Source organism: Paucilactobacillus salsurae, from assembly GCF_054784995.1.
This window is the reverse complement of sequence record NZ_BAAHWX010000008.1, coordinates 40,656-62,031: the sequence shown is the minus strand read 5'-3', so window position 1 is coordinate 62,031 and position 21,376 is coordinate 40,656. Positions and strand designations below refer to the sequence as shown.

Below are 21,376 nucleotides of genomic sequence, written 5' to 3'. Positions count from 1 at the left end.
TATTGGTAAAGTCGCCAGTACTGGAAGTTTTCAGTTTATTTTCATTAATTAAATTGACTGAAAAATACTTATATGGTGCGAGATAGTTATTTTTGATTAACCATTTCACGTCAGGTCCTTCAACCATGGTGTCGTAGATATCATCAAACCCTTTCCCGCTCATGCGCCAAGGTGTGGCAGAAAAACCCAATCGTGGCACGTCCGGGTAATAGTCGTAAATCTTGCGGTAAGTCTTAGCTAAAGAGTGGTGCGTTTCATCTGTGATAATCAAAGTCGGCTTTGGCAGTACGTCTAATCGATTAACAATCTTTCCCACAGTCATAATTGTTGTGTGGGATAAATCAACACCAGCTTGTTCAAAGCTCTGAGTAATCTGATTAATCAGCTCCTGTCTGTGGACAGTAAACATAACGTTTCCACCCTTATCAATCGCACGTCTGGTAATATCTGCAATGATGATTGATTTACCACTACCGGCAGGGCTAACTAATAAGACAGATTGATTTCCTTGTTGTAAGGATTGACGGGCTTTTATGACTAACTGTGTTTGATATGGATATAACGTGATCAATAACTATCACCGCCAAGATAATCATGCCAACCCTGCTTTTCTAAATGATGCGCAACTTCTTCAAGAAATCCGTTTTCTTTTAATTGATTTAGTGCATAATCACGTTCTGCTTCATACGAACTAACACAATGTTTTACGAGGGTAAATGCCCACCCAACCTCATCACTTATAACATCTCTGTTTCCTTCATAAACAAAGCACCAGATATCATCGTACTGTTCTCCATCTTTAAACGCTTTATATCCACGCCTGGGAGATGGATATTTTTCGAGTAAGTACACAAATCCATCTACTTGTTCTGAAAGCTGACGACACTTTTCTATTTCTTCATCACTAGCTTTTTGCTTTACTTCAAACCATTCTTGACCATCATCAGTATTTACTAAAAAATCGGGTAGATAACTGCAATTTTTTAATCTAAATTGCTTTGGTTCATATTTATATTCCCAACCAAGTTGTGAAAAAACTAATGCCCATTGCCACTCAAGCTGTGAACGAAATCCATGCATTTTTTTTGCTTTCATTTTGTTAGGATTAAACATTTTATTTCACACTCCCAAACTTAAACAGCTCCTCGATAGTTGCAGATGTACGACTGTCTAACCGGTTCTTGGCGTAGACTGAATCATCACCTTCAAGAATGACTCCCCGTGTGCCTGAGTCTGGATTAATTAACATTCTGCCGACCACGTCTGCTAAACCTAGCAAACCGTCTCGCACACTCGCTCGAATTTCAGGGGCAAACTGGTTGAATACCTGTCCACTTGCTGTAGTAATTTGTTGTTGTGTTTCCCAGGCCGTCGTCACAATATTGATATTTGGAATCATATATAGTGATGTCATGATACGTGCAAAGTAGTTAGTCCACTGTGAATAATCTTGAATTTCGTTTGAAATACCGTTCTTACTCGACTTACCTTTTTCAACGAACCAATCTTTCTCAAATGATGAAATATTGTCGATGACTAAATTGTCATAAGTTTTTGAAATTTCATCTGTATCTTTGAAAAATTTAATCATGGATTCTTCTGGATGCTCACGATCAAACCCGTGTTCCATATCATCATCAGGGAAAATATCATCTTTCCACACATCAATGTTTGCTTGCCCGTTTAAAACTTTCTGTGAATTATCCAAAGCAAGGATTAACGTCTTGCCTGTTAATAATTTGATTGCGCTTGTTTTTCCTACACCTGGTTTGCCGTATAAAATGACTTTCCAGTTTTTCTTTAATGAAATATTTTTCCCGTTAGTTATCTTCATTTTTTATCTCCTGACTGTACATTTCATTTTGTAATTCATAGATTGCTTGACCGTAAGCTGCGGATACTAACTGGGTAGCAGGTTCAATCAATGATCGATCCAGGTCGTGCCATTCAATTTTTTTAGCCTTATCTTGCAATCCTTTAAGATAATTAATTCCTTGCCGATAGGTTTTCTTCTGCCTGGCATTTTTCAGTGCATCCGCAATAATTTGATTAATGCGTTTTTCTAAATCATCGATGTTCTTCAGCTCCTAACTCTGCTAGTAATTGATCAGCACCATGGGTGGCGATTAAATAGCCTAAAAACTTACTGCTTTCGTCTCTTAAATAGTTATCGCCCCATAATGTGCAGAAATTATCATCTTTAGTGAGTGGCTTGCCATCGTAAGTTTTGGCAATCGTTAACGGAATAATTTTCTGCCCATCTCGATTCATCTCACCAAAGAATTCATCACCAGCGTTTTTTGTAATTGGATTGTCTACGCCCATTGAGCCAGCCCCCTATTCGTGATAAAATAGCAACAGATAAAATTTTTCTTCTCCGCCGATTCGCACTGCAATGCGAGTCGTTTTTTTTGTATGCATTATTGAGTAATACATACCGTTCCCAGTATTCGTTTCCTGCGTAGTAGCCTTTCATTTAATCACCTCATTAACGACGAAATTTTTAACTTATCTGCTTCATGACGTTCTGCCATAATATGTCCGTATACTTGTTGAATCATTGAAGTATCACTATGGCCAACTTGCTGGGCAATTGTTTCAGCAGACACATCTTCGTTTAACAAATATGAAATGTAAGTGTGTCTGATTTTGTGAATTGAAAGGTTCTTAGTAATTCCATACTTCTTTTGCCTATTTCTGAAGAAGCCGTTCATTGTGTCGTTGTAGTATCTGGTATGTGGTTCAACCACTATTGGCAAGCCTTGCAATTCGTCGACATCAAAATACTTAAGTTTCCATTCTTTATACTTAAGAACCATTTTTTCTAAAGTTTCATCAATACAGACATCACGTACTGAACTGGTATTTTTGGTTTTTGCAAATCCAGTTTCATTTTTGTAATCCCATGTCTTATTGATGACCATAGTTCCATCGTGAATGTCGTTAAATGTCACACCCAAAGATTCTGCAAATCGGCAGCCTGTGTGTAATAGAATCATCAGACACATGAGCTTAGTTTGAGCTGAAAGGGCGATACGATTTTTATTACTAGTGAATCGGTCTGGATTTACTTTTGGTTTGATTGGCTGTTCCTTTAGCCCATTTTCGAGTTCAATTTCGATCTGCAATTTAAACTTCCTAAATTCAGAGGCATCCATTGTTTTAACTTCATTTTGTTTCTTACTACGTTTTTCTTGTGACCAGCCATCTTCAACTGAAGTAATTACCAATTGTGAATCAGAGATACCATCTATAAAGTTGTCATCAACTGCTGACCGCAGAGATGCAAGCACTTGGTTTTTAAAATCTAATACAGTGGCATGTTGATGTGTTGATCCATACAGATCGAATAAGTGTTGTAAAATTTGTCTATTCTTATCCAAATCATGGAGCCTTGCGTTTGGAATTAAATTCCAAATAGTCTTAGCTGTTGCATTGTATTTGGTCATTGTCACATTTGAAATTCGCCCATATTTATAACGTTTTAACCACCAGCAGTAATAGTCCCAAAAATACATATCTCTAGCTTCTTCTCTGGATTTCGTATGATAGCTTGCCTGCTTAACATACTCGCCTACAGGATTAGCCTGCTTGATTGGAACTTCTGTCAAATATGTCACCTAACTTTCTTTTAAAAACCATGTTCTTTTCTACGTTAATCGCCCATTGTTTTGAATCAGACTCAATGTGGTCTGGATAAGGTTCACCAATCCATTTTTTTATGTTGAACTCTTGCTTAACTGCTTTACTTCGTGGCATCACATTAATATCACTAAATCCAAGAACGTCATCTTTGGTATTTTGAATGAAAAATATACCTCGGCATGTGCGTTCTAGTGAGTCCCCATGAAATACGGTTGCGTTCATACCACGGATTGCAATATTGAACAGTAAGAAAGGTAATGCCCGATCGCTTAATTCTTCAACATGATATTCATGTTCGTGTGGCATGTATGTGAGTGGTGTTTCTTTCAGACAATCATCAAACCATTTAGTAATTAATATTCCACCTGTTCCCGCTGCCACTTCATAATATGAATTTGACCTTTTATCAGCGGTTAATCGGCTCATTATTTCGGCAACAGAATTTGGCGTGAAGTCTTGCTTGTTTGTTTTACGTTCTGCTTGTTCTTCTTGAAAATATTGGTGAAACCAGTCAAAACTCATATCCGTTGAAATATCTAAAAACTTTTGAAACATTTCAATGCGTTTTTCCGAATCAAAAAGCAACTCCATTAACTTGTCAGGTGCCTTGAATGACTCTTTAATTCCTAGTATTTTATTTACATTCTCTAACGTAAAATCTGTGTTCACTTTTACCACCTCTTAAACGTTTGCTTAATCCAGTCTTTTCTAAATTTTAACCATCTTTCTACTCCAGGATCTGAAGCACCACGCCTTGTTGGCAAAGGTAGCTTTCCTTTTTGCCTCAATCTAAAAATTCTTTTTTCAACACCTGATTTCGGTCTACTAATTGTTCTTGCTAAATATTGAGTATTGGTACAAATGTTATTTATATCCAGTTCAATATTTTTAAGCAGAAAGTCGTCTTCACATTTACTCCATCGCTGGCTATAAGATATTGTTTTGCCTTGTCTAATTAATCGAGTTTTAACTGCTTCGACACTTTTAGCAGTGCGACTAATTCTTCTCCCAATTTCTTTGTTACCGTATCCAGATTTTGAAAGATGAATAACTGTATTTATTTCCCATTTCGAGTATGGGCGTCCAAATTTATGCTCTTGATTGCTTAAATCAAATTTTGGCAATGCCCCTATTTTCCTTAACTCATAAATTCTTCTTTTCATGGTGACAACGCTAATTCCAAAATGTTCTGCTAGTTCGTTAACATTGAGACACTCGTTTGTATACGAATCCATGATGATTAAGTTAGTCAATTGAGAAATTTTATTTTCGTCCCATACATTGTGGCTGCGAACTGTCCTCATGAGATCACCTACTTGATAACAACGTCCAACCAGTTAACGAAACCTAATAACATGAAAAATCCACCAACTAATACAACCGCTTGCAACCACTGCTCCGTGTTTTGTTTCATTTCAAATCACTCCATTTTCTATCTGCCTTGGTTCATTTTTTTGTTTAATCAAACAGCTGATTTCGCTTAATCCATTCATCAACTGCCTTAATGGAATACTTGTAATTCTCGTTATCCCCAACTTCCGTTCTAGGGAATCCATGAGTTTCTACAATCACATCAATTGCATCTCGTCCACAGTGGAACACGTTCTTTCTGAGATAATCCTTACTAACCAATTCATCATGTTTGAGTTCATCCACAATCAATGGTTTCAGTTCATCAAACATTTTTCTGGCTAGATCATTCATCAGTGATTTACTCTGCTCTGAATCCATTGTTAGTTGAAACATTTAACCACCTACTTAAACTTGTTAATAAAATATGTCTGGCCCTTACCTGCAACTATTTGAGTGATTAATCCTCCTTTGCTCTAATTTTGAAATCATCAATAATCTTTAGTACCAATTTGTTAGCTGCAGCAGACGTTTTAGTTCCATCAAGAACTTGTCCCATGTACATCTTTCCGACACTGTAAGTTGTGGCTAAACTTGCAATACTAATTTTGTTTTCTTTGAGATAGTCCTTAACTAGATCTCGTCCGCCTAATGTAGTTGGCATATAATCGCTCCTTTCTGTTTGATTTGATATACTTAGTAAAAAACGAGGTGTTTTTATGTGGTTCTTAACCGCGTTCTACCTGTACAAAGCGCTATTTAAAAAGAAAATTACTATCAGTAAAAATTCCGCAGTTTATGATGTTCTAGTTCGTGGTAAATTACTAAAACAAATATATAAAGCCAATTCTCCTGAGCCTATTGTCGTTGGCACTGGGAGCTATATAATCACAACGGCTGGCAAAGAATGGTTAATAAAATTTGAACGGAACAATTTAACTTGGTTAATTTCGATCTGTGCCCTGATCGTCAGCATATTGGCCTATTTAAAGAAATAAACATACAAACCGATCATTAGTGCAATTAACGAGATGTAGAGTGGACTTTTTTCAAAAAAAGCCTGCTCTTTTTTCAGTCTTCGCAAACTATCCCTGTACCTCTTTTCACGTAATTTAGAATTCATGTGGTACCTCCTTTCTTTTTTATGTAGTAAGCTAGTTTGATAGCTTTTCTTTTAATTTTTATTGACTTATTTATACAAATGTTTTAATATCAAGACATAACTAAACAAGCAATTTAAAGCCATTTACTCGTTGGGGAACGATTTTTAACAGCTCTTTTGTATTGCCTTTTAGTTATCAAACTAGCTTACGAGAACTATATTAAAACATTTGCGTAAAAATAGCAATATATTTTATGCATTTATTTTAATTTGTTTCTCTAGAAATGAGAGGAACATTGATATGGCGCTATTTGACCGTGTTAAATTTTTAGCAGAAAGTAAACATAAGTCTATAAATGATGTTGAAAACGACTTAAATTATTCTCAAAACACCCTTTACAGATTGAGGAAAACAAATCCGAGTGCTAAAAAACTAGAAGAACTAGCAGACTATTTCGCTGTGTCTACTGATTATTTGTTGGAACGAACTGACGATCCAAGACCAGAAAAAACAGCTGATCTAGATGACGATCAAGTCATCATGACCTATCAGGGTAAACCAATACCTGAAGAAGATTTAGAATTAATTAAACGACTACTAAGGGGTAAAGAATAAATGGATAGTATCATTACTTACCTACTAAATTTTGCATACGATAATCGTATTGGCTACGTATGGGAGGATAGACTGTCATCTGATACTCCATCTGCAGCTAACAACAATACAAAAACCATTGTCATCAATGCTAAATGGCACAATCAAAAAGAGCTACCCTTTCAGATAGCTCATGAGATCGGGCATATTCTTAATAATGATGAAGGTGTTTTGTATTATTCAAGCAGTTCATCTGAATCAAAAATAGAATCTAACGCTAATGCCACAGCCATAAACATTTTGATTGATTACTGCACTCAAACAGAAATTGAAAATGCTAACGTTTATCAATTCATGGAACAGTTTGGTATTCCCGGCAACCTTGAATATTTGGTCGTTGATCGATTAAACGCAAGGTACAGTATTTAATTTTGTAATAAATGAGGAGAACTTATCATGCAAGAATGGTCACAAATAGGTCAATTGCAATCAAAGAGTGGAAAAAAGTTATTCTGTGGTAAATGTAAGTTTCAGCTTTCTGGGCAACGATACTGTCCAAATTGTGGTTCAAAAATCATATATGATGGTGAAGATCAAAACGGAGTGCCATTAAAATGGGCCTTAAAAGATGCCGAATATAAGGCTAATGGAAACACTCTTTCACATATCGGGGACAATTTAACCAAAACAGGCAACACATTAACGATGGGATGTTTGTTGCCAATCATTGGTGTCATACTTATTTTGCTGATTTTATTAATACTTTAAAAATATGTCCAACAATGCCAATGACTTTAAACTTTGCTAAATATCTTGGGGAGTTTTTATTTAATGAAAAAGTACGGAAAATTTTTATCAATGTTTATTTTGTGCGCAATTCTACTTTTATCAAGCACAATTAATGTAAATGCCAAACACAAGTATGCAGGTTCAAAAAACAACGTGTATGGAAAACTAACGCATAAAACGAAGAAAACAACTGGTGGACTTCGAAGAGATAAATCCATGACTTATGTTTATTATGGTCTAGGCGATCATAAAACTATTAATGTTGTGAAAGAAAACTTCAAAAATTTACCACTAAACGACAAGTTAGATTCAGAAGTTATCAATGAACACATATCTGACTTTATGGAAAAAGATGCTACTAAAATCGGCACACAAGAAGATGGTAAGGCAATTTATTCATCTTCAAAAATTAACAAAAAGTATCTCGTAGAATTTACACGAAATAACAATGGAGATATTACACGTATCACCATATTCCGTGGTGATCTGAACGATGTAAATTAAAATTTGAAACAATTTTAAATAAATAAAAAAAGCATATCCCCCACCGACCAAAGTTAAGGATATGCTAATCACATAAAGATGCACTACAGATGTACACTTTTTGTATACACAATTATACCACTGAAAGGGGTGATGCCTAAACTTTCTATTTAATCAATCTGCCTTGGTTCGATTAAACGAAAGGAATTTGAACAATGAAATATGTAAATGAAACTAAACTCAAAAAGGATCCTAGAGTTAGACGATATGAAACAACTAGTGGTGATAAACGTTACAGAGTTACATTCAAGAAAACAATCAATCATCAGAAACTAAGATTTGAAAAACAAGGATTCACTAAATCTCATGATGCAATCAGATGGGCTGATGATCAATTGAAATCTGCCCTAGTTCGTAAAGGTAAAAGCACAGATCTCAATTTGAAACAATACTTTGATTTTTGGCATGAGAAAAATATCAAAAATGGCTACTGGTCAGAAGATACCAAAGTAGACTATGAACGCCTTTATGATAAGTGGTTGCTGCCAAAGTTTGGTAATTATCAATTGAATGAGATCACCAGAGATGAGTTCCAAAACTGGATTGATGAGTTGCAAAAATTAGATCGGGGCAATGGCAAGATTGGTTTAGCCACTAACACGCTTCGGACAATCAGAAGATCATTAGCTGCCCTATTGAATGATGCTGTCTATTCAGATCAGTTGGATGCAAACAGGATCAAAAACATCCACATCAAAGATGGCATTGGTGAGCGCAACCTGAAAATCAGTCCTGAAAAATATAAGCAAGCACTTCAAACAGCTCACAAGATTTTGGATCCAATTCAATACGCTGGCTTTATGCTCACCACTATTGGATTAAGACATGGTGAAGTGTTAGGTCTCCAGCCCAAACGAATCTTTCAAGATCACATTGAAGTTAGAGTGGCTAGAACTTCAGCTTGCCCACAAGGAACAACACCCAAAACAAAATCATCCATCCGTGATGTTCCTATTACTCAAGCTATGTATAACATTCTCAACATGGCAATCCATGAATTGAAACAGCGTTGCCTTGAGAATGATTTGCTCTATTATGATTCTATGTTTTTGATTGTTAACAAAGATGCCAAACCTGTGAACTTTAATGTACTGAATCACTACTTCAAGCGGATTGGTAATCAGATTGAATTCCACATCTTTCCACACATGATGAGACATGCTTTTGCTACTTTTGCCATGCCACTATCAGGATCATCTCAAGATGTAGCAAATATCATGGGGCATTCAGATGTTTCCATGACTGAATACTATGATACCGGTACAGATTCAGGCGCTAAAAAGGTAGTTAATTTAGTGGAATCTAAATACAATTAAATAGAAACACAACTGAAGAAGTTGGTTGTGTGGTTACAAAAGTTTTATCCAAAATAAAAAGGGCGGACTCAAGTCGAGTTCCGACCTAAATCCGCCCTTTAGTAGGATAATATAGGATATTTTAGGAATTTACATTTCTAACAAATGTTGATGTAGAAACATTTTACTATCCTATGAATACCTTAAATAGGTTAAATTCCTACTTAAGAGTAACCACGCCACCAACTTCTTCAAGTTTAGCCTTGATATCGTTAGCTTCGTCTTCTTTAACATCTTCCTTAACAACTGATGGTACGTTGTCAACAAGACCCTTAGCATCCTTCAAACCTAAACCAGTGATGTCACGGATAGCCTTGATAGCTTTAACCTTTTGGTCACCTGATTCAGTTAATTCAACTGTGTATGAGTCCTTAGCGCCACCAGCGTCGCCGCCAGCTGCACCAGCTGCGGCTACAGGAGCAGCAGCTGAAACGCCAAATTCTTCTTCGATTGCTTTAACAAGATCGTTAAGATCTGAAATTGATGCTTCTTTTAATGAAGCAATGATTGTATCTTTATCAAAAGCCATGATAAATCCTCCAAATTTTAAGTTATATTATGTTTAGTTGAGATTGATTATGCAGCGTCATCGCCCTTTTCAATAACGGCGTTAAGCGCATAAGCAACATTGCGAATTGGTGCTTGTAGTTCTGAAAGTAACATTGAAAGAAGGTCTTCGCGACTTGGTAATGAAGCAAATTCGTTGATTTTATCAACTGAAGCTACTTTTTGTTCCAAGATACCACCCTTGATTTCCAAAGCGTCGATATCATCGGCGTACTTCTTCATAATCTTAGCTGGTGCGATTGCGTCTTCGTTTGAGAAAGCTACTGCACTAGGACCAACAAAAGTATCCTTTAAATCAGAATATCCTGCTTCGTCAGCGGCACGTGTCAAAATCTTGTTTTTGATAACAGACATTGAAACACCTGCTTCACGTAAATCTTTACGTAAATTAGTAACTTCTTCAACAGTCAAACCACGATAGTCAACAACGACTACAGATTCAGCGTTTTTAAAACGATCTGCAACTTCGCTAACTTCTTTAGCTTTTACTGCAACTGTTTCTTTACTCATATTTTTCACCTCCTAATTAATGATTTAAATAGGATTTAATAAAAAATCCCTATGTCCACCTAGACATAGAGAAATAAAAACAACATTGTTTCCTCGGCAGGTCATATTAAGGCAAAAGCCACCTGAGTCTTAGGTGAATATTTAATTAACTAAGTCAGTATATCAACTGGCCGAGAATTGGTCAAGCCTAAAATGTAGCTAAATCTACGTTCACGCTTGGACCAAATGTTGATGCTAGAGATACGTGCTTAACATATGTTCCACGAACAGATGCAGGACGTGCTTTAACAACAACTTCTTCAATGGTTGTTAAGTTTTCAACTAATTTAGCAACATCAAATGATACCTTACCAAATGGTACATGAACATTTCCGTCACGGTCTGTCCGATAAGTTACCTTACCAGCTTTTGATTCAGAAACGGCCTTAGCAACATCCATTGTTACTGTACCAGTCTTAGGGTTTGGCATTAAACCTTTAGGTCCTAATACACGACCTAAACGTCCTACTTGTGCCATCATATCAGGTGTCGCAATGGCAACATCAAAGTCTAACCATCCATCTTGAATACGACCAACTAAGTCATCGTCACCGACAACATCAGCACCAGCATCTTGTGCTTCTTTAGCCTTGTCACCTTTAGCAAATACAACAACTGTTTGTTCCTTACCAGTACCATTAGGTAATACAACGGCACCACGTAATTGTTGGTCTGCTTGTTTTGTATCAACGTTTAAATTAAATGCAACTTCAAGTGTTGCATCAAACTTAGCAAAATCCATTTCCTTAGCTAAGTTGATTGCTTCTGTTACATCATATAGTTTTTCACTATCAACCTTTTTTAAGGCGTCTTGGTATTTCTTACCTCTTTTTTGAGCCATCTGTGTTTTTTCCTCCTTGCAAATGTGGTCTAGCGGTTTTACCTCCCACTTGGCACATTCATTTTAATGAAGTGCCCGACTGCATGTTAGCCTTCGACTTCAAAGCCCATGCTACGTGCAGTACCTTCAATCATGCGCATAGCTGATTCAACATTAGCTGCGTTTAGATCTTGCATTTTTGTTTCAGCAATTTGCTTAACTTGATCCTTGGTAACCTTAGCAACTTTCTTTGTGTTAGGTTCACCAGAACCATGTTCAACACCAGCGGCTTTTTTCAACAATACTGATGCAGGTGGAGTCTTAGTGATGAAATCGAATGAACGATCTTCATAAACACTAATTACAACCGGAATAAGCAAACCTGCTTGATCAGCAGTACGTGCATTAAATTCCTTTGTGAATCCCATAATATTGATTCCTGCTTGTCCAAGTGCTGGACCAACTGGTGGAGCAGGTGTTGCTTTACCAGCAGGAATTTGTAACTTAACAACGTTCGCTACTTTTTTAGCCACGAGACATAACCTCCTTAAGTCCGTGTTGTGGTCATGATGGAGCCTTAGATTTGCTCCTCCCACGTGTACGTCAACGACATACCAGAAAATTATAGCATAGTTACCCGTCATGGTCAAAGACCATTTCAGACATTATGCTAACTTATCAACTTGGTCAAAATCCAGTTCAGTCGCGGTTTCACGACCAAACATTTCGATGTTAACTTTCAATTTCATCTTTTCTTTATCAATTTCAGTAATCTTACCTGTTAGGTCTGCAAACGCACCTTCAACAATTTTGACTGTTTCGCCAACTTCAACATCTAAGTCTTTATAACGGGCACTCATTCCTAAACGACGTAAAATAAATTCAACTTCATCGGGTAACAAAGGTGTAGGCTTTGAGCCACCACCATGTGAGCCAACGAATCCAGTCACACCTGGTGTATTTCGGACGATATACCAAGCTTGATCAGTCATCACCATTTCAACAAGTACGTATCCTGGAAAAGTCTTTTCAATAGATTCTTTTGCTTTACCATCTTTAACTTCACGAACTTCTTGTTCTGGAACAACAACCCGATAGATGAAATCTTCCATCCCCATCGATTGCGCCCGTGACTCTAAGTTACTTTTAACCCGATTTTCGTATCCTGAGTACGTATGTAACACGTACCATTGTTTTTCTACAGATTCCACGTTACCAATCTCCTATTTTTAGTCAAAATAAAAAAACCTCGCGCTAACGAAGTTTTTGCATCGAGATCATTATATCAGAAAATACGTACTTTGACCATTACTTTGTAAAAGCCAATAACCCGCTTTGGATTAACCAATCAAATAGTGCAAAGAAGAGGACAAAAAATACTGTTAATGAAATAACGACCGTTGTATCTCTTCTATTCTCTGCAGCTGTTGGCCAAACAACCAATTTCATTTCTGCAACAACACTTTTTAAGAATCGCAATAAATGCATTTTTTCTCCCCCTATACACTACTTTGTTTCGCGGTGCAGTGTATGCTTTTGACAATATTTACAAAACTTTTTAACTTCTAATCTTTCCGTGCGGTTCGGATTTGCAGTAATTATATAGTTACGAGAACCACACACAGAACATGCAAGTGCCATCTTTCGTTGTGCCAAAATTAACACCTCCATAAGCCTATTAATCATATCATCAAGTAAAACCACTGTCAATTTTTCAAATTGCGTGCAAAACAACTTGAACCTCAAATCATGAAAGTTAGTTTACTTATCAATGTATAATTCAATTATTTTGCAATTATAAACCGTATAAACATTAGGAAAAGCCCGTCATTACTCACTATTTTTGCCATTCTGTGATTGTATGAAACCCTGATTTTTGCTACAATGTAAGCGAATTACACTTTTATAAATATAGCAATTAATAATTAACCGTTAAATTAAATTCTTTGGGGGAATTACCGTATGCACTGGAAAAAATTCGTAACGTTAACTGCGATCAGCATTTTGGGATTTGGCACAATCAGCCCAGCTACACAAGGACTGGTTTCCAACGCATATGCTACACAAACAACGACAACAAATGACAAAAAATTGGCAGACGGTCACTACCAACTGACTGCTAAGATCTTAAAAGCGGGTACGTCAACGTCCTCAGTTGCTCATAGCTACTTTGACGAAACTGCTGATTTAGTCGTTAAGCAAGGTAAAATGACATTAACCCTTCATATGATAAAGGATAAATCCTTGCTCACCAATTTGAAAACGTCTTCTGATCAAAAAGCATTAAATGTCATCAGTACTGGCGACAATACAGAAGATATTGAGTTACCAATTACTGCATTAGATCAACCTGTGAATATTGCAATGGATATTAACATTCCCCATTTAGGCGTGATGCACCAAACTGCTGATATTCAAACGGACTCATCAACTTTAAAAACAATTGCCTTAGATGAGAGTTCTAGCTCTACTAGTTCTGCAAGCAGTAGTTCTGCTAAACAAGATACCAGTTCTGAAACTCAGGCTAGTAAAGCAACTAGCACTAGCAAAACAACTACATCATCTAGTAGCTCATCAGTTAAAGAAACTCCTGCTAACAATAACCCAGAAACAATCACGACACCAACTACTGGTAATCTACTATTTGATCCCAGTCATTTAATTGACGGTTCATATGAAGTACCGATTACTATTTTGAAACAGGGTCTAGATACAACGTCATTATCGAACGCATTTTTCAACCCCAAAGCTACGGTCAATGTTTCGGCAAATGGTACCAAAGAAACCGTAACATTACATTTAGTGAGTTATGGCAACATGATCAAAAAATTTGATCTTGCTGGTCAACCTGCTCAATTTTCAAATGTGACTGCTAAAACCGCTGATCTCACTTTCAATGTCACTGATCAGTTTAAGAACAACCGTGTTCCTGCTGAAATGACGATTGCTCTTGGCGCTGGCATGAATCAAGCTGCCGATGTTTCATTTGGTACACCTTTATATGCTGAACCTGCTAAAACAACAGATGACACTAAATCGGATTCTTCAAGTAGTGTTAAACAATCGAGTAGTAGTGCAACATCAACGAAATCATCATCAGATGATACTTCTACTACAAAAACAACAAGCACATCTTCAGTTTCTAATTCGTCAAGTGCAAAAAACGACTCTAGCAAAACATCTTCTGCCTCAAGTTCTAGTAATAAGCCATCAACTTCCGATACAAAAGTTAGTTCAATAGCAAGCTCAAAAAGTAATTCTACTAAAGTCAGCTCTTCTAGTTCATCAGAAACGAATGCTACCAGTCAAAAGCCATCAACTGATTCTTCAACAAGCACAAAACCAGCTACTGGCAATCTATTATTTGACCCTAACCATTTAGTGGATGGCACATATGAAGTGCCATTTAGCGTCTTAAAGCATGGCCTAAACACACCATCATTATCAAATGCATTCTTCAACCCGAAAGCCACCGTCAAGGTTTCGAATAATGGTACAAAAGAAACTGTGACATTACACTTAACCAGTTACGGTAATATGATTAAACAATTTGATTTAGCTGGCCAGCCTGCGCAGTTTTCAAATGTAACTGCAAAAACAGCTGATTTAACTTTTAACGTGACTGATCAATTCAAAACGAATCGTGTTCCAGCTGAAATGACAATTGCTCTGGGTGCTGGCATGAATCAAACTGCCGACGTGTCGTTTAATACACCGCTATATGCTGAACCTGCACAAACAACTAAGCCAAGTGATGCAACCTCTGCTAGTTCAAGTTCTGTAAAACAATCAAGTAGCAGTTCAGTCAAGCCATCATCAAGCTCTTCAACACCAACAAAACAACCGAATAAAGCTGAAAACTTCGCCACTATTTTCCAACAAGACGCAAATGGTAACCTTTCAAAGACCCCATCTGCAGCTCAAAACTTCCTAGATAAGGCAATTAAAATCAAAGACCTCTCTGATGGAAACGTACAAGTGACTTTCCACACTAGTAACGGTGCAGAATTTATTAAATCAATGACAATCGGTGGTGTTAAGGGTTCTTTACAAAACCAAGCTGGTCAATCTGCCGATATTGTTTTCAAATTGCCCAAAGGGATGCTTAATCATGCAGTTTTAACTGATTTCTCTCTGGTAACACCTGTTGGAGCAATGGATCAAAAAGCATATGTTTCCTTTAATGATAAGACAGAGATTTACAATGGCACCCCCACCAAAACTGCACCTGTAATTAAAGCAAGTTCAACTGATTTAATCGATCCAACTAAGAATGTTCAGTACATTCCTTACACCGTTTGGAATGACAGTCGTTCTGCACTATCAACCGCTAATAACTATTACACGCACAGTGCCAAAGTCGTAAAAGTTGGCAATGGATATAATGTTTATCTAACCGTTCAAGAAACTGCTGGTTACGTTAACTTCACACCATTATCGGTGAATTATAGTAATGTGTTTGATCAATCACATCAGCAAACTAATGGTAATGATGTTTGGACATACGCTTTCCATGTTAATTCCAAAAGTGGCTTAAACAATCCACTTCCTGCTAAAATTCAAATGCATGTCACTATTGCAGGAATTAATCAAACGTTCTCAATCTGGCTTGCCTTTGGTCAAGCCCAAAACGGTGGAATGGATTATATGAATAATGGTTCCGCAGCTGGTGGTCTCCCCGCTTCAAGTATCGCCCTAACTGGAAGCCCACTAGCAAGTGCGCTAAGCGCTGCGGGATTACCAACGACTGCTAAAGCAGCTCAATCAACACAGGACGCACCAACTTCTTCGTCTGCTAAAAGTAAATTACCGAATATTAACTCATATCCATTCCTCGCAGAAATTGCTGGTTTCTTGATCTTAAGTTCCGGTATTATTGGCTTTGCATTTTATAAAAAATATCGTAATTAGAAAGGTTTAGGCTCATGTTAAAACAGTTTTACAAAATTTGTTTGGTTCTATTCTTAACAATGTGTGCAATCATGTTACCTCAAGTGGCTCATGCCGATGCTATCAATTATTCAGCACTTAAATATGGTACCAATGAAACATCAATGGCGTCTGGCTACTACGTTAAACCAGCCACTGTTACAGTGAACGGTGATCAATATTTAGTCCAAATGACCATTCATACTGGTACCAAACTGGGCAAATGGCCGGTTACCGTATTGAGCATTGATGGTCACGGTCCATCTAATGTCAGTAAGTCACAAAGTGCCAGCGGTTATGATTATACCTATGCCTTCCAAACGAATAACTTAGACCGAATAATCAGTAGCTCTATTTCAATTAACGTTCCCAACGTTTATGTCGCTAAACACCAGATTAGCTTTAAATTTGATACAAGTAACCTGCCTAAATTGGCGACGACTGATAAAGCTGCACAAAAAACAAATGCCAATAGTTCTTCAACGCCAAACAAATCTTCAAACTCAACTGCAAATAAAACAACAAAGGCTCATGAAACAACCACCACCGAACAAAAAAAGCAAGCTGCTCAAATTAAACAATTAAACGAAAAAAATCATCAAACACAATTAGCTATTATTATTGGTGGAATTGCAGCTGTGGTAATTCTGAGCTTTTCAGCTTTCTTCTTTGTTAAACGAAAATAATCTTAAGGTGACCATAAAATGAACAAAACTCAAAAAATCCTATTCGGCTGTATAGCCGGATTTTTAATTATTATTCTAGCTGTCGTTGGGTTTACCAGATATCAACAACACAACAAGATTAAAAATGCCCGAATTGTTGCCACAACGGATGCAGTGGTTGATATTGCTGACAAGCTTGATTTGCCTCTCGTTGGTGTTCCTAAAACGGACAACAAGCTTCCTAGCAGATATGACAATGTTGCCAAAATTGGGGGTGCAATGGCACCCAATGTTGAAAAAATTGCATCGTTGAAGCCGACAACCGTTTATGCAGTTAGTGTTTTAAAAGATCAATATAGTGCTTCATTTAAGAGTCAAAAATTTCATACTCAGTATTTAACTTTAGATACCATTGGTGATTTAAAAACGACCCTTACTAAAATGGGGACACAATACGGTCGCACCAAACAAGCTAAACAACAGATTAAGCTCATTAATCAAGCAGAAAAGAAAGCTCAATCACGTAGTCAACAAAAAAAGCCCAAAGTTTTAATCTTGATGGGGATGCCAGGAGCAGGTTACATGATTGCCACTAATCATTCTTACGTAGGTGACCTTGTACAAAAAGCTGGTGGACAAAACGTCTACACAGATAAAAGTCAGCCCTATCTTGCCCCCAATAATGAATCCATCGCCACCAAAAATCCAGACGTTATTTTAAGATTGGAACATGCTATGCCACAAATTGTAAAACCACAATTTGAGCAGGAATTTAGTGATAATCCAATGTGGGCTAAAATGACTGCTGTTAAAACTCACCGTGTCTATGATCTCCAACAACCAGATTTTAATGCTACAGCAAATATGCATGTCACTAAAGCACTCGATAAGGTTAGCCACTGGCTTTACCCGACAAAATAAAAAACGGGGTCTCTTTATTCATGAAACGTTATAAAGGTGTCGCATACCTGAGCGTCGCCATTCTCTTACTCATAACAATAATCTGGTCAATCACTGCTGGTGCTAGTCAACAATCACTAACACAGACGTGGCACACATTACTGTTTGGCCATCACACCAATTATTTCAATACATTGATCAATATTCGCCTACCGCGAATTGTGGCAACCATGATTTGCGGTGCAATGTTGTCGATTGCCGGCACTTTTTTTCAGGCTACTTTAAGAAATTCTGTTGCTGATCCGAGTATTTTAGGAATTGCTGCTGGCGCTGATTTATTTGTTCTTTTCGCAACCTTGCTTTTCCCGGCGATGTTAGGTGTTAAATTTGTATTTGGTCTCTTAGGTGGCCTCATTGCTCTTGGCTTACTGGTTCAAACGCATAATCAAGCGCATCCCTATAAAATTATTTTAATTGGTGTTGCCTTAAACACGATGTTTTTAGGCATTAAACAGTTATTTTCACAAAACGCCTTACAAAGTAGCGGTCAAAGCTTTGCAACCATCACCTGGTCTTCAACCATCCCCGTTTTGATTTTAGGTTCTCTCGGTCTGATGGGAGCATTGCTACTATCTGGTTGGGCCAATTATCTGAAAATTGGCGACCACCAATTGAAAACAATTGGCTTACACGCTAATACGATTCGGCTGACATTGTTACTGCTCGCGGTTTACTTAACAAGTAGTGTCTCAGTGGTGGCGGGTGTTTTACCTTTTCTTGGCATTATCACAACTCATATCAGCCGCTATTTTGTGGGTAGTGATTACCGTGAAATTGTTGGTTTCGCAATTCCGCTGGGTGCCTTTTTACTCTTGTTCATTGACACGCTGGGGCGAACAATCATTATCCCGTCCGAAATTTCAGCTGCAGCTATCTTAGCCGTCATTGGCGGGCCTGCTTTAATTCTGATTCTTACAAAAAAAGGAATTTACAATGGAGATTAAAAACCTATCATATTCATATCGGCCACAGGGCACACAAAAGCAATTAGACCAAGTCTCTTTTGCTTTGCCCACTGGAACTATCACGAGCTTAATTGGCCCAAATGGTTCTGGAAAATCAACCTTATTTAATTTAATTACCCGTCAACTGAAACTACAAACGGGCTCAATTACAATTGATCAACGTTCAATCACTGATTTTACCGATCGTGAGTATGCCCAACAATTAGCTGCTGTGCAACAGAAAAATCCGCTTTATGACGATCTGTCGGTGATTGACTTGATTCGGTTTGGCCGTGCTTCTTATCACTCACTCTTTAGTGAAGAAAGCGATGATAGTGTTGTTAATGAAATTATGGATTTTTTAGAGCTCACCGCACTGAAAAATATCTCTGTTCAACAGCTTTCTGGTGGTCAGCAGCAGCGTGTCTGGTTAGCAATGGCGCTGGCACAAAATCCAAAGTATTTATTGTTAGACGAGCCAACCACATATTTAGATTTGCACTTTCAATTTAAATTTTTACAATTAATTGAACAACTAAGAGATCAGTACCATCTCACCATTTTGATGATTTTGCATGACCTGAACCAAGCACTACACTTCAGTGATCGCACCTTATTGTTATCTAAGGGCGCGCTAGCTGCTAGTGGCGAACCAAGTAAAGTCATCACACCACAAAATTTAAAACAGTATTTTGATATCAATACCCAGTTGGTTGCAACGACAGCGGGGCAACAAATTGTTCAGATACCTTAAATAACGGCCATGATGGCTGTTATTTTTTAATTTAAAACATCATTTAATTTCCAGCGGCATCGGTCAATAGCACGTTTCACTTTAGTCGGCTCACACTTTAAAACATTAGCAATTTTTTCAGGTAAGTACCCGCTAGATAACAATGAAAAAACTGCTTTTTCAAATCGAGAACAGTGTGTTAAAAATTCCTGCATTTGATCATCACAAAACAGTCGTTCATCAGGCATGCAATGACAGGTATCTACCAAAATTTCAGCTTGTTTCTCTTCATCTTGTTCCAACGAAACCTGTTGACTGTCCTTGACTCGTTTTTTGGCATTTTCTTGTCTAATCAAATCAAACACACGATTCCGTAAGTTCATTTTAAAATAATAGGCAAAATGCACACCGTTTTCTTTTTTATAACGGCGACACGTTTTTAATAACACAATTCGCGCTTCTTGATACCAGTCATCTTTGTCAATGTGTTGAAAATGATACTGACGATGATATTTTGCCACCAAGGGCGTATAGCGCTCAAATAGTTCTGCAAAACTATTTGGATTGCCCGTAATAAATTGATCTATTAATTCTGCATCTGAAACTTCATACTCGATAAAATTCTTCATGGTCGCTCCTTAGTTTGTAAATTTATGAATAATAACAACATTCAATATACCGGAAGTAAAATGGCTATCAAGCAAACACGTGTTTAAGATAATTTCAGCAAATAATGATAAATCAATGCTATTTTGACTTAAAATCATTTTATAATCTCCAAATAAATAAAAAAAACGAGCAATTCATCGCAGAATTGCTCGTTTTAATTCAAAAGACTTTTGAATTATTTCTAGTTTAATTTTCTATCAACCCTAACCTTATTTTGCGTTAGGAGATTTAACCAAATGAATTGGTGAGGCAATCGTCTTTGAAACTTTCTTGCCTTGATAGTGCTTGTAAGCAGCCTTAACAGCTAATTTACCTTCTGTCTTAGGTTGTTGTGCAATAATTCCAGTTAGTTCACCTTTCTTAACAGCGGCTAAACCGTCTGGAGTACCGTCAATCGATACGATCTTAATATCTTGACCCTTAACAGCTTTAACAGCACCAAGTGCCATTTCGTCGTTTTGAGCAAAAATACCTTTAATATCTGAATGAGCTTGTAAAATATTTTGAGTCGTGTTCAAACCTTTGGCACGATCAAAGTTAGCACTTTGTTTTGTTACTAAGTCTAAGTTACCTTTGATAGCAGTGTTAAATCCTTTTCCACGTTGAACAGCAGCATCGGCACCTGGTGTTCCTTCAAGTTCAGCAACTTTAGCTTTGTTACCAACTTGTTTTTGTAAGAATTCGGCAGCCATTTTACCTGCTTTTACGTTATCAGAAGCAACGGTGGTCAATAATGTCCCACCATTTGAACCACGGTCACAAGCAATTACTGGAATACCAGCATTATTTGCTTTTTTGACAGCTGGAACAATTGCGTCTGAGTCAACTGGGTTAACAATGATAACGTCCACTTTTTTCGTAATCAAATCAGAGATTTGGTTATTTTGTTTTGAACTATCATTTTGAGCATCAAAAGTTTGAACCTTTGAGCCGTTCGCCTTAGCTTCATTATCAATACCCTTTTTTACGTCAACGAAAAATGGGTTACTGAGTGTTGAAAGTGAAACACCAATCTTAACGTTCTTGGCAGCTTTCTTTGTTACTTTTGAGTTACCACTCTTATTGCCGACAGATGCTCCTCCACAACCTGAAACAATTAGTAAAAATGCTGCGAAAATTGTAAATAAACTTAATAACCGTTTAGTTCCTTTTTTCATCTTA

General features: G+C 37.2%; 30 protein-coding genes and 1 other annotated feature. Of the genes, 11 read left to right on the top strand and 19 right to left on the bottom strand.

Going from position 1 to position 21,376, the window contains the following annotated elements; genetic code table 11:
* The 10 genes from ACYVQZ_RS07575 to ACYVQZ_RS07530 form a co-directional block, all read right to left on the bottom strand.
* The coding region (locus tag ACYVQZ_RS07575) for a DEAD/DEAH box helicase (RefSeq protein WP_461240799.1) at nucleotides 1-571 on the bottom strand (571 nt) is incomplete at its 3' end.
* On the bottom strand, nucleotides 568-1,113 hold the full coding sequence (locus tag ACYVQZ_RS07570; RefSeq protein WP_461240798.1) for a hypothetical protein: 546 nt from the start codon (nucleotides 1,111-1,113) through the stop codon (nucleotides 568-570). The genes ACYVQZ_RS07570 and ACYVQZ_RS07575, both read right to left, overlap by 4 nt.
* A 1-nt stretch (nucleotide 1,114) precedes the next feature.
* Nucleotides 1,115-1,834: an AAA family ATPase gene (locus ACYVQZ_RS07565; RefSeq protein WP_461240797.1), complete on the bottom strand. Its 720-nt coding sequence runs from the start codon at nucleotides 1,832-1,834 to the stop codon at nucleotides 1,115-1,117.
* Nucleotides 1,821-1,973, bottom strand: coding sequence for a hypothetical protein (locus ACYVQZ_RS07560; RefSeq protein WP_461240796.1), 153 nt, complete (start codon nucleotides 1,971-1,973; stop codon nucleotides 1,821-1,823). The genes ACYVQZ_RS07565 and ACYVQZ_RS07560 overlap by 14 nt, the downstream gene beginning before the upstream one ends.
* A 94-nt stretch (nucleotides 1,974-2,067) precedes the next feature.
* Entirely contained in the window at nucleotides 2,068-2,325 is a 258-nt protein-coding gene (locus ACYVQZ_RS07555) for a hypothetical protein (RefSeq protein ID WP_461240795.1), read from the bottom strand.
* 155 nt (nucleotides 2,326-2,480) lie between these two features.
* Nucleotides 2,481-3,611, bottom strand: coding sequence for a tyrosine-type recombinase/integrase (locus tag ACYVQZ_RS07550; RefSeq protein ID WP_461240794.1), 1,131 nt, complete (start codon nucleotides 3,609-3,611; stop codon nucleotides 2,481-2,483).
* Nucleotides 3,583-4,314, bottom strand: coding sequence for an N-6 DNA methylase (locus tag ACYVQZ_RS07545; RefSeq protein ID WP_461240793.1), 732 nt, complete (start codon nucleotides 4,312-4,314; stop codon nucleotides 3,583-3,585). The genes ACYVQZ_RS07550 and ACYVQZ_RS07545 overlap by 29 nt, the downstream gene beginning before the upstream one ends.
* Before the next feature lie 2 nt (nucleotides 4,315-4,316).
* Complete coding sequence (locus ACYVQZ_RS07540) at nucleotides 4,317-4,949, bottom strand: hypothetical protein (protein ID WP_461240792.1); 633 nt, start codon at nucleotides 4,947-4,949, stop codon at nucleotides 4,317-4,319.
* A gap of 154 nt (nucleotides 4,950-5,103) precedes the next feature.
* Nucleotides 5,104-5,391 (bottom strand): hypothetical protein, encoded by a 288-nt coding sequence (locus ACYVQZ_RS07535; RefSeq protein ID WP_461240791.1) that lies wholly within the window; start codon nucleotides 5,389-5,391, stop codon nucleotides 5,104-5,106.
* Nucleotides 5,392-5,455: 64 nt separating this feature from the next.
* Nucleotides 5,456-5,659, bottom strand: a complete 204-nt coding sequence (locus ACYVQZ_RS07530) for an XRE family transcriptional regulator (protein ID WP_461240790.1) — start codon at nucleotides 5,657-5,659, stop codon at nucleotides 5,456-5,458.
* A 55-nt stretch (nucleotides 5,660-5,714) separates the two neighbouring features.
* On the opposite strand from ACYVQZ_RS07530, the gene ACYVQZ_RS07525 reads away from it, so the two are divergent.
* From ACYVQZ_RS07525 to ACYVQZ_RS07500, 6 genes are all read left to right on the top strand, one after another.
* Entirely contained in the window at nucleotides 5,715-5,993 is a 279-nt protein-coding gene (locus tag ACYVQZ_RS07525; protein WP_461240789.1) for a hypothetical protein, read from the top strand.
* Nucleotides 5,994-6,398: 405 nt separating this feature from the next.
* A complete protein-coding gene (locus tag ACYVQZ_RS07520; RefSeq protein ID WP_461240788.1) occupies nucleotides 6,399-6,713 on the top strand; it encodes a helix-turn-helix domain-containing protein in 315 nt (104 codons plus the stop codon).
* Nucleotides 6,714-7,121 carry an ImmA/IrrE family metallo-endopeptidase gene (locus ACYVQZ_RS07515; protein WP_461240787.1) on the top strand — a complete coding sequence of 136 codons (408 nt, stop codon included), beginning with the start codon at nucleotides 6,714-6,716 and terminating at the stop codon, nucleotides 7,119-7,121.
* A gap of 27 nt (nucleotides 7,122-7,148) precedes the next feature.
* Nucleotides 7,149-7,460, top strand: coding sequence for a putative zinc ribbon protein (locus ACYVQZ_RS07510; RefSeq protein ID WP_461240786.1), 312 nt, complete (start codon nucleotides 7,149-7,151; stop codon nucleotides 7,458-7,460).
* 63 nt (nucleotides 7,461-7,523) lie between these two features.
* Entirely contained in the window at nucleotides 7,524-7,985 is a 462-nt protein-coding gene (locus tag ACYVQZ_RS07505; RefSeq protein ID WP_461240785.1) for a hypothetical protein, read from the top strand.
* A gap of 194 nt (nucleotides 7,986-8,179) precedes the next feature.
* On the top strand, nucleotides 8,180-9,340 hold the full coding sequence (locus ACYVQZ_RS07500) for a site-specific integrase (protein ID WP_461240784.1): 1,161 nt from the start codon (nucleotides 8,180-8,182) through the stop codon (nucleotides 9,338-9,340).
* A 199-nt stretch (nucleotides 9,341-9,539) separates the two neighbouring features.
* Here the strand turns inward: ACYVQZ_RS07500 and rplL are convergent, their stop codons facing one another.
* The 7 genes from rplL to rpmG all read right to left on the bottom strand — a co-directional run bounded on the left by rplL (nucleotide 9,540) and on the right by rpmG (nucleotide 12,986).
* Nucleotides 9,540-9,908 carry a 50S ribosomal protein L7/L12 gene (rplL, locus tag ACYVQZ_RS07495; protein ID WP_461240783.1) on the bottom strand — a complete coding sequence of 123 codons (369 nt, stop codon included), beginning with the start codon at nucleotides 9,906-9,908 and terminating at the stop codon, nucleotides 9,540-9,542.
* 47 nt (nucleotides 9,909-9,955) lie between these two features.
* A complete protein-coding gene (rplJ, locus tag ACYVQZ_RS07490) occupies nucleotides 9,956-10,456 on the bottom strand; it encodes a 50S ribosomal protein L10 (RefSeq protein WP_461240782.1) in 501 nt (166 codons plus the stop codon).
* A gap of 31 nt (nucleotides 10,457-10,487) precedes the next feature.
* Nucleotides 10,488-10,608, bottom strand: a sequence feature (ribosomal protein L10 leader region).
* A 35-nt stretch (nucleotides 10,609-10,643) separates the two neighbouring features.
* The gene (gene rplA / locus ACYVQZ_RS07485; protein ID WP_461240781.1) at nucleotides 10,644-11,336 is read right to left on the bottom strand and encodes a 50S ribosomal protein L1; all 693 of its coding nucleotides are present in this window, start codon (nucleotides 11,334-11,336) and stop codon (nucleotides 10,644-10,646) included.
* Between the two features lie 86 nt (nucleotides 11,337-11,422).
* Entirely contained in the window at nucleotides 11,423-11,848 is a 426-nt protein-coding gene (rplK, locus tag ACYVQZ_RS07480) for a 50S ribosomal protein L11 (protein ID WP_461240780.1), read from the bottom strand.
* A 132-nt stretch (nucleotides 11,849-11,980) separates the two neighbouring features.
* Nucleotides 11,981-12,526, bottom strand: a complete 546-nt coding sequence (gene nusG, locus ACYVQZ_RS07475; RefSeq protein ID WP_461240779.1) for a transcription termination/antitermination protein NusG — start codon at nucleotides 12,524-12,526, stop codon at nucleotides 11,981-11,983.
* 97 nt (nucleotides 12,527-12,623) lie between these two features.
* The gene (gene secE, locus ACYVQZ_RS07470) at nucleotides 12,624-12,803 is read right to left on the bottom strand and encodes a preprotein translocase subunit SecE (RefSeq protein ID WP_461240778.1); all 180 of its coding nucleotides are present in this window, start codon (nucleotides 12,801-12,803) and stop codon (nucleotides 12,624-12,626) included.
* 18 nt (nucleotides 12,804-12,821) lie between these two features.
* On the bottom strand, nucleotides 12,822-12,986 hold the full coding sequence (rpmG, locus tag ACYVQZ_RS07465; RefSeq protein ID WP_461240802.1) for a 50S ribosomal protein L33: 165 nt from the start codon (nucleotides 12,984-12,986) through the stop codon (nucleotides 12,822-12,824).
* 291 nt (nucleotides 12,987-13,277) lie between these two features.
* Between rpmG and ACYVQZ_RS07460 the strand changes: the two genes are divergently transcribed.
* From ACYVQZ_RS07460 to ACYVQZ_RS07440, 5 genes are all read left to right on the top strand, one after another.
* Nucleotides 13,278-16,226, top strand: a complete 2,949-nt coding sequence (locus ACYVQZ_RS07460; protein WP_461240777.1) for an NEAT domain-containing protein — start codon at nucleotides 13,278-13,280, stop codon at nucleotides 16,224-16,226.
* A 71-nt stretch (nucleotides 16,227-16,297) separates the two neighbouring features.
* Nucleotides 16,298-16,930: an NEAT domain-containing protein gene (locus tag ACYVQZ_RS07455; RefSeq protein ID WP_461240776.1), complete on the top strand. Its 633-nt coding sequence runs from the start codon at nucleotides 16,298-16,300 to the stop codon at nucleotides 16,928-16,930.
* Between the two features lie 18 nt (nucleotides 16,931-16,948).
* Nucleotides 16,949-17,830, top strand: coding sequence for a heme ABC transporter substrate-binding protein IsdE (gene isdE / locus ACYVQZ_RS07450; RefSeq protein ID WP_461240775.1), 882 nt, complete (start codon nucleotides 16,949-16,951; stop codon nucleotides 17,828-17,830).
* A 20-nt stretch (nucleotides 17,831-17,850) separates the two neighbouring features.
* Nucleotides 17,851-18,813, top strand: a complete 963-nt coding sequence (locus ACYVQZ_RS07445) for an iron ABC transporter permease (protein ID WP_461240774.1) — start codon at nucleotides 17,851-17,853, stop codon at nucleotides 18,811-18,813.
* Nucleotides 18,803-19,567 carry an ABC transporter ATP-binding protein gene (locus ACYVQZ_RS07440; protein ID WP_461240773.1) on the top strand — a complete coding sequence of 255 codons (765 nt, stop codon included), beginning with the start codon at nucleotides 18,803-18,805 and terminating at the stop codon, nucleotides 19,565-19,567. The genes ACYVQZ_RS07445 and ACYVQZ_RS07440 overlap by 11 nt, the downstream gene beginning before the upstream one ends.
* A 26-nt stretch (nucleotides 19,568-19,593) precedes the next feature.
* On the opposite strand, the gene ACYVQZ_RS07435 is transcribed toward ACYVQZ_RS07440, so the two are convergent.
* On the bottom strand, nucleotides 19,594-20,175 hold the full coding sequence (locus tag ACYVQZ_RS07435; RefSeq protein WP_461240772.1) for a sigma-70 family RNA polymerase sigma factor: 582 nt from the start codon (nucleotides 20,173-20,175) through the stop codon (nucleotides 19,594-19,596).
* Between the two features lie 249 nt (nucleotides 20,176-20,424).
* Nucleotides 20,425-21,372 (bottom strand): substrate-binding domain-containing protein, encoded by a 948-nt coding sequence (locus tag ACYVQZ_RS07430; RefSeq protein ID WP_461240771.1) that lies wholly within the window; start codon nucleotides 21,370-21,372, stop codon nucleotides 20,425-20,427.
* Between the last annotated feature and the right edge of the window lie 4 nt (nucleotides 21,373-21,376).

Excerpts from the sequence above, each read along its gene's own strand:
- isdE (WP_461240775.1), top strand. The coding sequence starts at position 16,949 with ATGAACAAAACTCAAAAAATCCTATTCGGCTGTATAGCCGGATTTTTA.
- rplL (WP_461240783.1), bottom strand. The coding sequence starts at position 9,908 with ATGGCTTTTGATAAAGATACAATCATTGCTTCATTAAAAGAAGCATCA.
- ACYVQZ_RS07565 (WP_461240797.1), bottom strand. The coding sequence starts at position 1,834 with ATGAAGATAACTAACGGGAAAAATATTTCATTAAAGAAAAACTGGAAA.
- rplJ (WP_461240782.1), bottom strand. The coding sequence starts at position 10,456 with ATGAGTAAAGAAACAGTTGCAGTAAAAGCTAAAGAAGTTAGCGAAGTT.
- ACYVQZ_RS07530 (WP_461240790.1), bottom strand. The coding sequence starts at position 5,659 with ATGCCAACTACATTAGGCGGACGAGATCTAGTTAAGGACTATCTCAAA.
- ACYVQZ_RS07435 (WP_461240772.1), bottom strand. The coding sequence starts at position 20,175 with ATGAAGAATTTTATCGAGTATGAAGTTTCAGATGCAGAATTAATAGAT.
- ACYVQZ_RS07555 (WP_461240795.1), bottom strand. The coding sequence starts at position 2,325 with ATGGGCGTAGACAATCCAATTACAAAAAACGCTGGTGATGAATTCTTT.
- ACYVQZ_RS07520 (WP_461240788.1), top strand. The coding sequence starts at position 6,399 with ATGGCGCTATTTGACCGTGTTAAATTTTTAGCAGAAAGTAAACATAAG.
- ACYVQZ_RS07510 (WP_461240786.1), top strand. The coding sequence starts at position 7,149 with ATGCAAGAATGGTCACAAATAGGTCAATTGCAATCAAAGAGTGGAAAA.
- rplA (WP_461240781.1), bottom strand. The coding sequence starts at position 11,336 with ATGGCTCAAAAAAGAGGTAAGAAATACCAAGACGCCTTAAAAAAGGTT.
- ACYVQZ_RS07460 (WP_461240777.1), top strand. The coding sequence starts at position 13,278 with ATGCACTGGAAAAAATTCGTAACGTTAACTGCGATCAGCATTTTGGGA.
- ACYVQZ_RS07500 (WP_461240784.1), top strand. The coding sequence starts at position 8,180 with ATGAAATATGTAAATGAAACTAAACTCAAAAAGGATCCTAGAGTTAGA.
- ACYVQZ_RS07505 (WP_461240785.1), top strand. The coding sequence starts at position 7,524 with ATGAAAAAGTACGGAAAATTTTTATCAATGTTTATTTTGTGCGCAATT.
- ACYVQZ_RS07570 (WP_461240798.1), bottom strand. The coding sequence starts at position 1,113 with ATGTTTAATCCTAACAAAATGAAAGCAAAAAAAATGCATGGATTTCGT.
- ACYVQZ_RS07535 (WP_461240791.1), bottom strand. The coding sequence starts at position 5,391 with ATGTTTCAACTAACAATGGATTCAGAGCAGAGTAAATCACTGATGAAT.
- rpmG (WP_461240802.1), bottom strand. The coding sequence starts at position 12,986 with ATGGAGGTGTTAATTTTGGCACAACGAAAGATGGCACTTGCATGTTCT.
- secE (WP_461240778.1), bottom strand. The coding sequence starts at position 12,803 with ATGCATTTATTGCGATTCTTAAAAAGTGTTGTTGCAGAAATGAAATTG.
- ACYVQZ_RS07440 (WP_461240773.1), top strand. The coding sequence starts at position 18,803 with ATGGAGATTAAAAACCTATCATATTCATATCGGCCACAGGGCACACAA.
- ACYVQZ_RS07525 (WP_461240789.1), top strand. The coding sequence starts at position 5,715 with ATGTGGTTCTTAACCGCGTTCTACCTGTACAAAGCGCTATTTAAAAAG.
- ACYVQZ_RS07455 (WP_461240776.1), top strand. The coding sequence starts at position 16,298 with ATGTTACCTCAAGTGGCTCATGCCGATGCTATCAATTATTCAGCACTT.
- ACYVQZ_RS07445 (WP_461240774.1), top strand. The coding sequence starts at position 17,851 with ATGAAACGTTATAAAGGTGTCGCATACCTGAGCGTCGCCATTCTCTTA.
- ACYVQZ_RS07515 (WP_461240787.1), top strand. The coding sequence starts at position 6,714 with ATGGATAGTATCATTACTTACCTACTAAATTTTGCATACGATAATCGT.
- ACYVQZ_RS07430 (WP_461240771.1), bottom strand. The coding sequence starts at position 21,372 with ATGAAAAAAGGAACTAAACGGTTATTAAGTTTATTTACAATTTTCGCA.
- ACYVQZ_RS07540 (WP_461240792.1), bottom strand. The coding sequence starts at position 4,949 with ATGAGGACAGTTCGCAGCCACAATGTATGGGACGAAAATAAAATTTCT.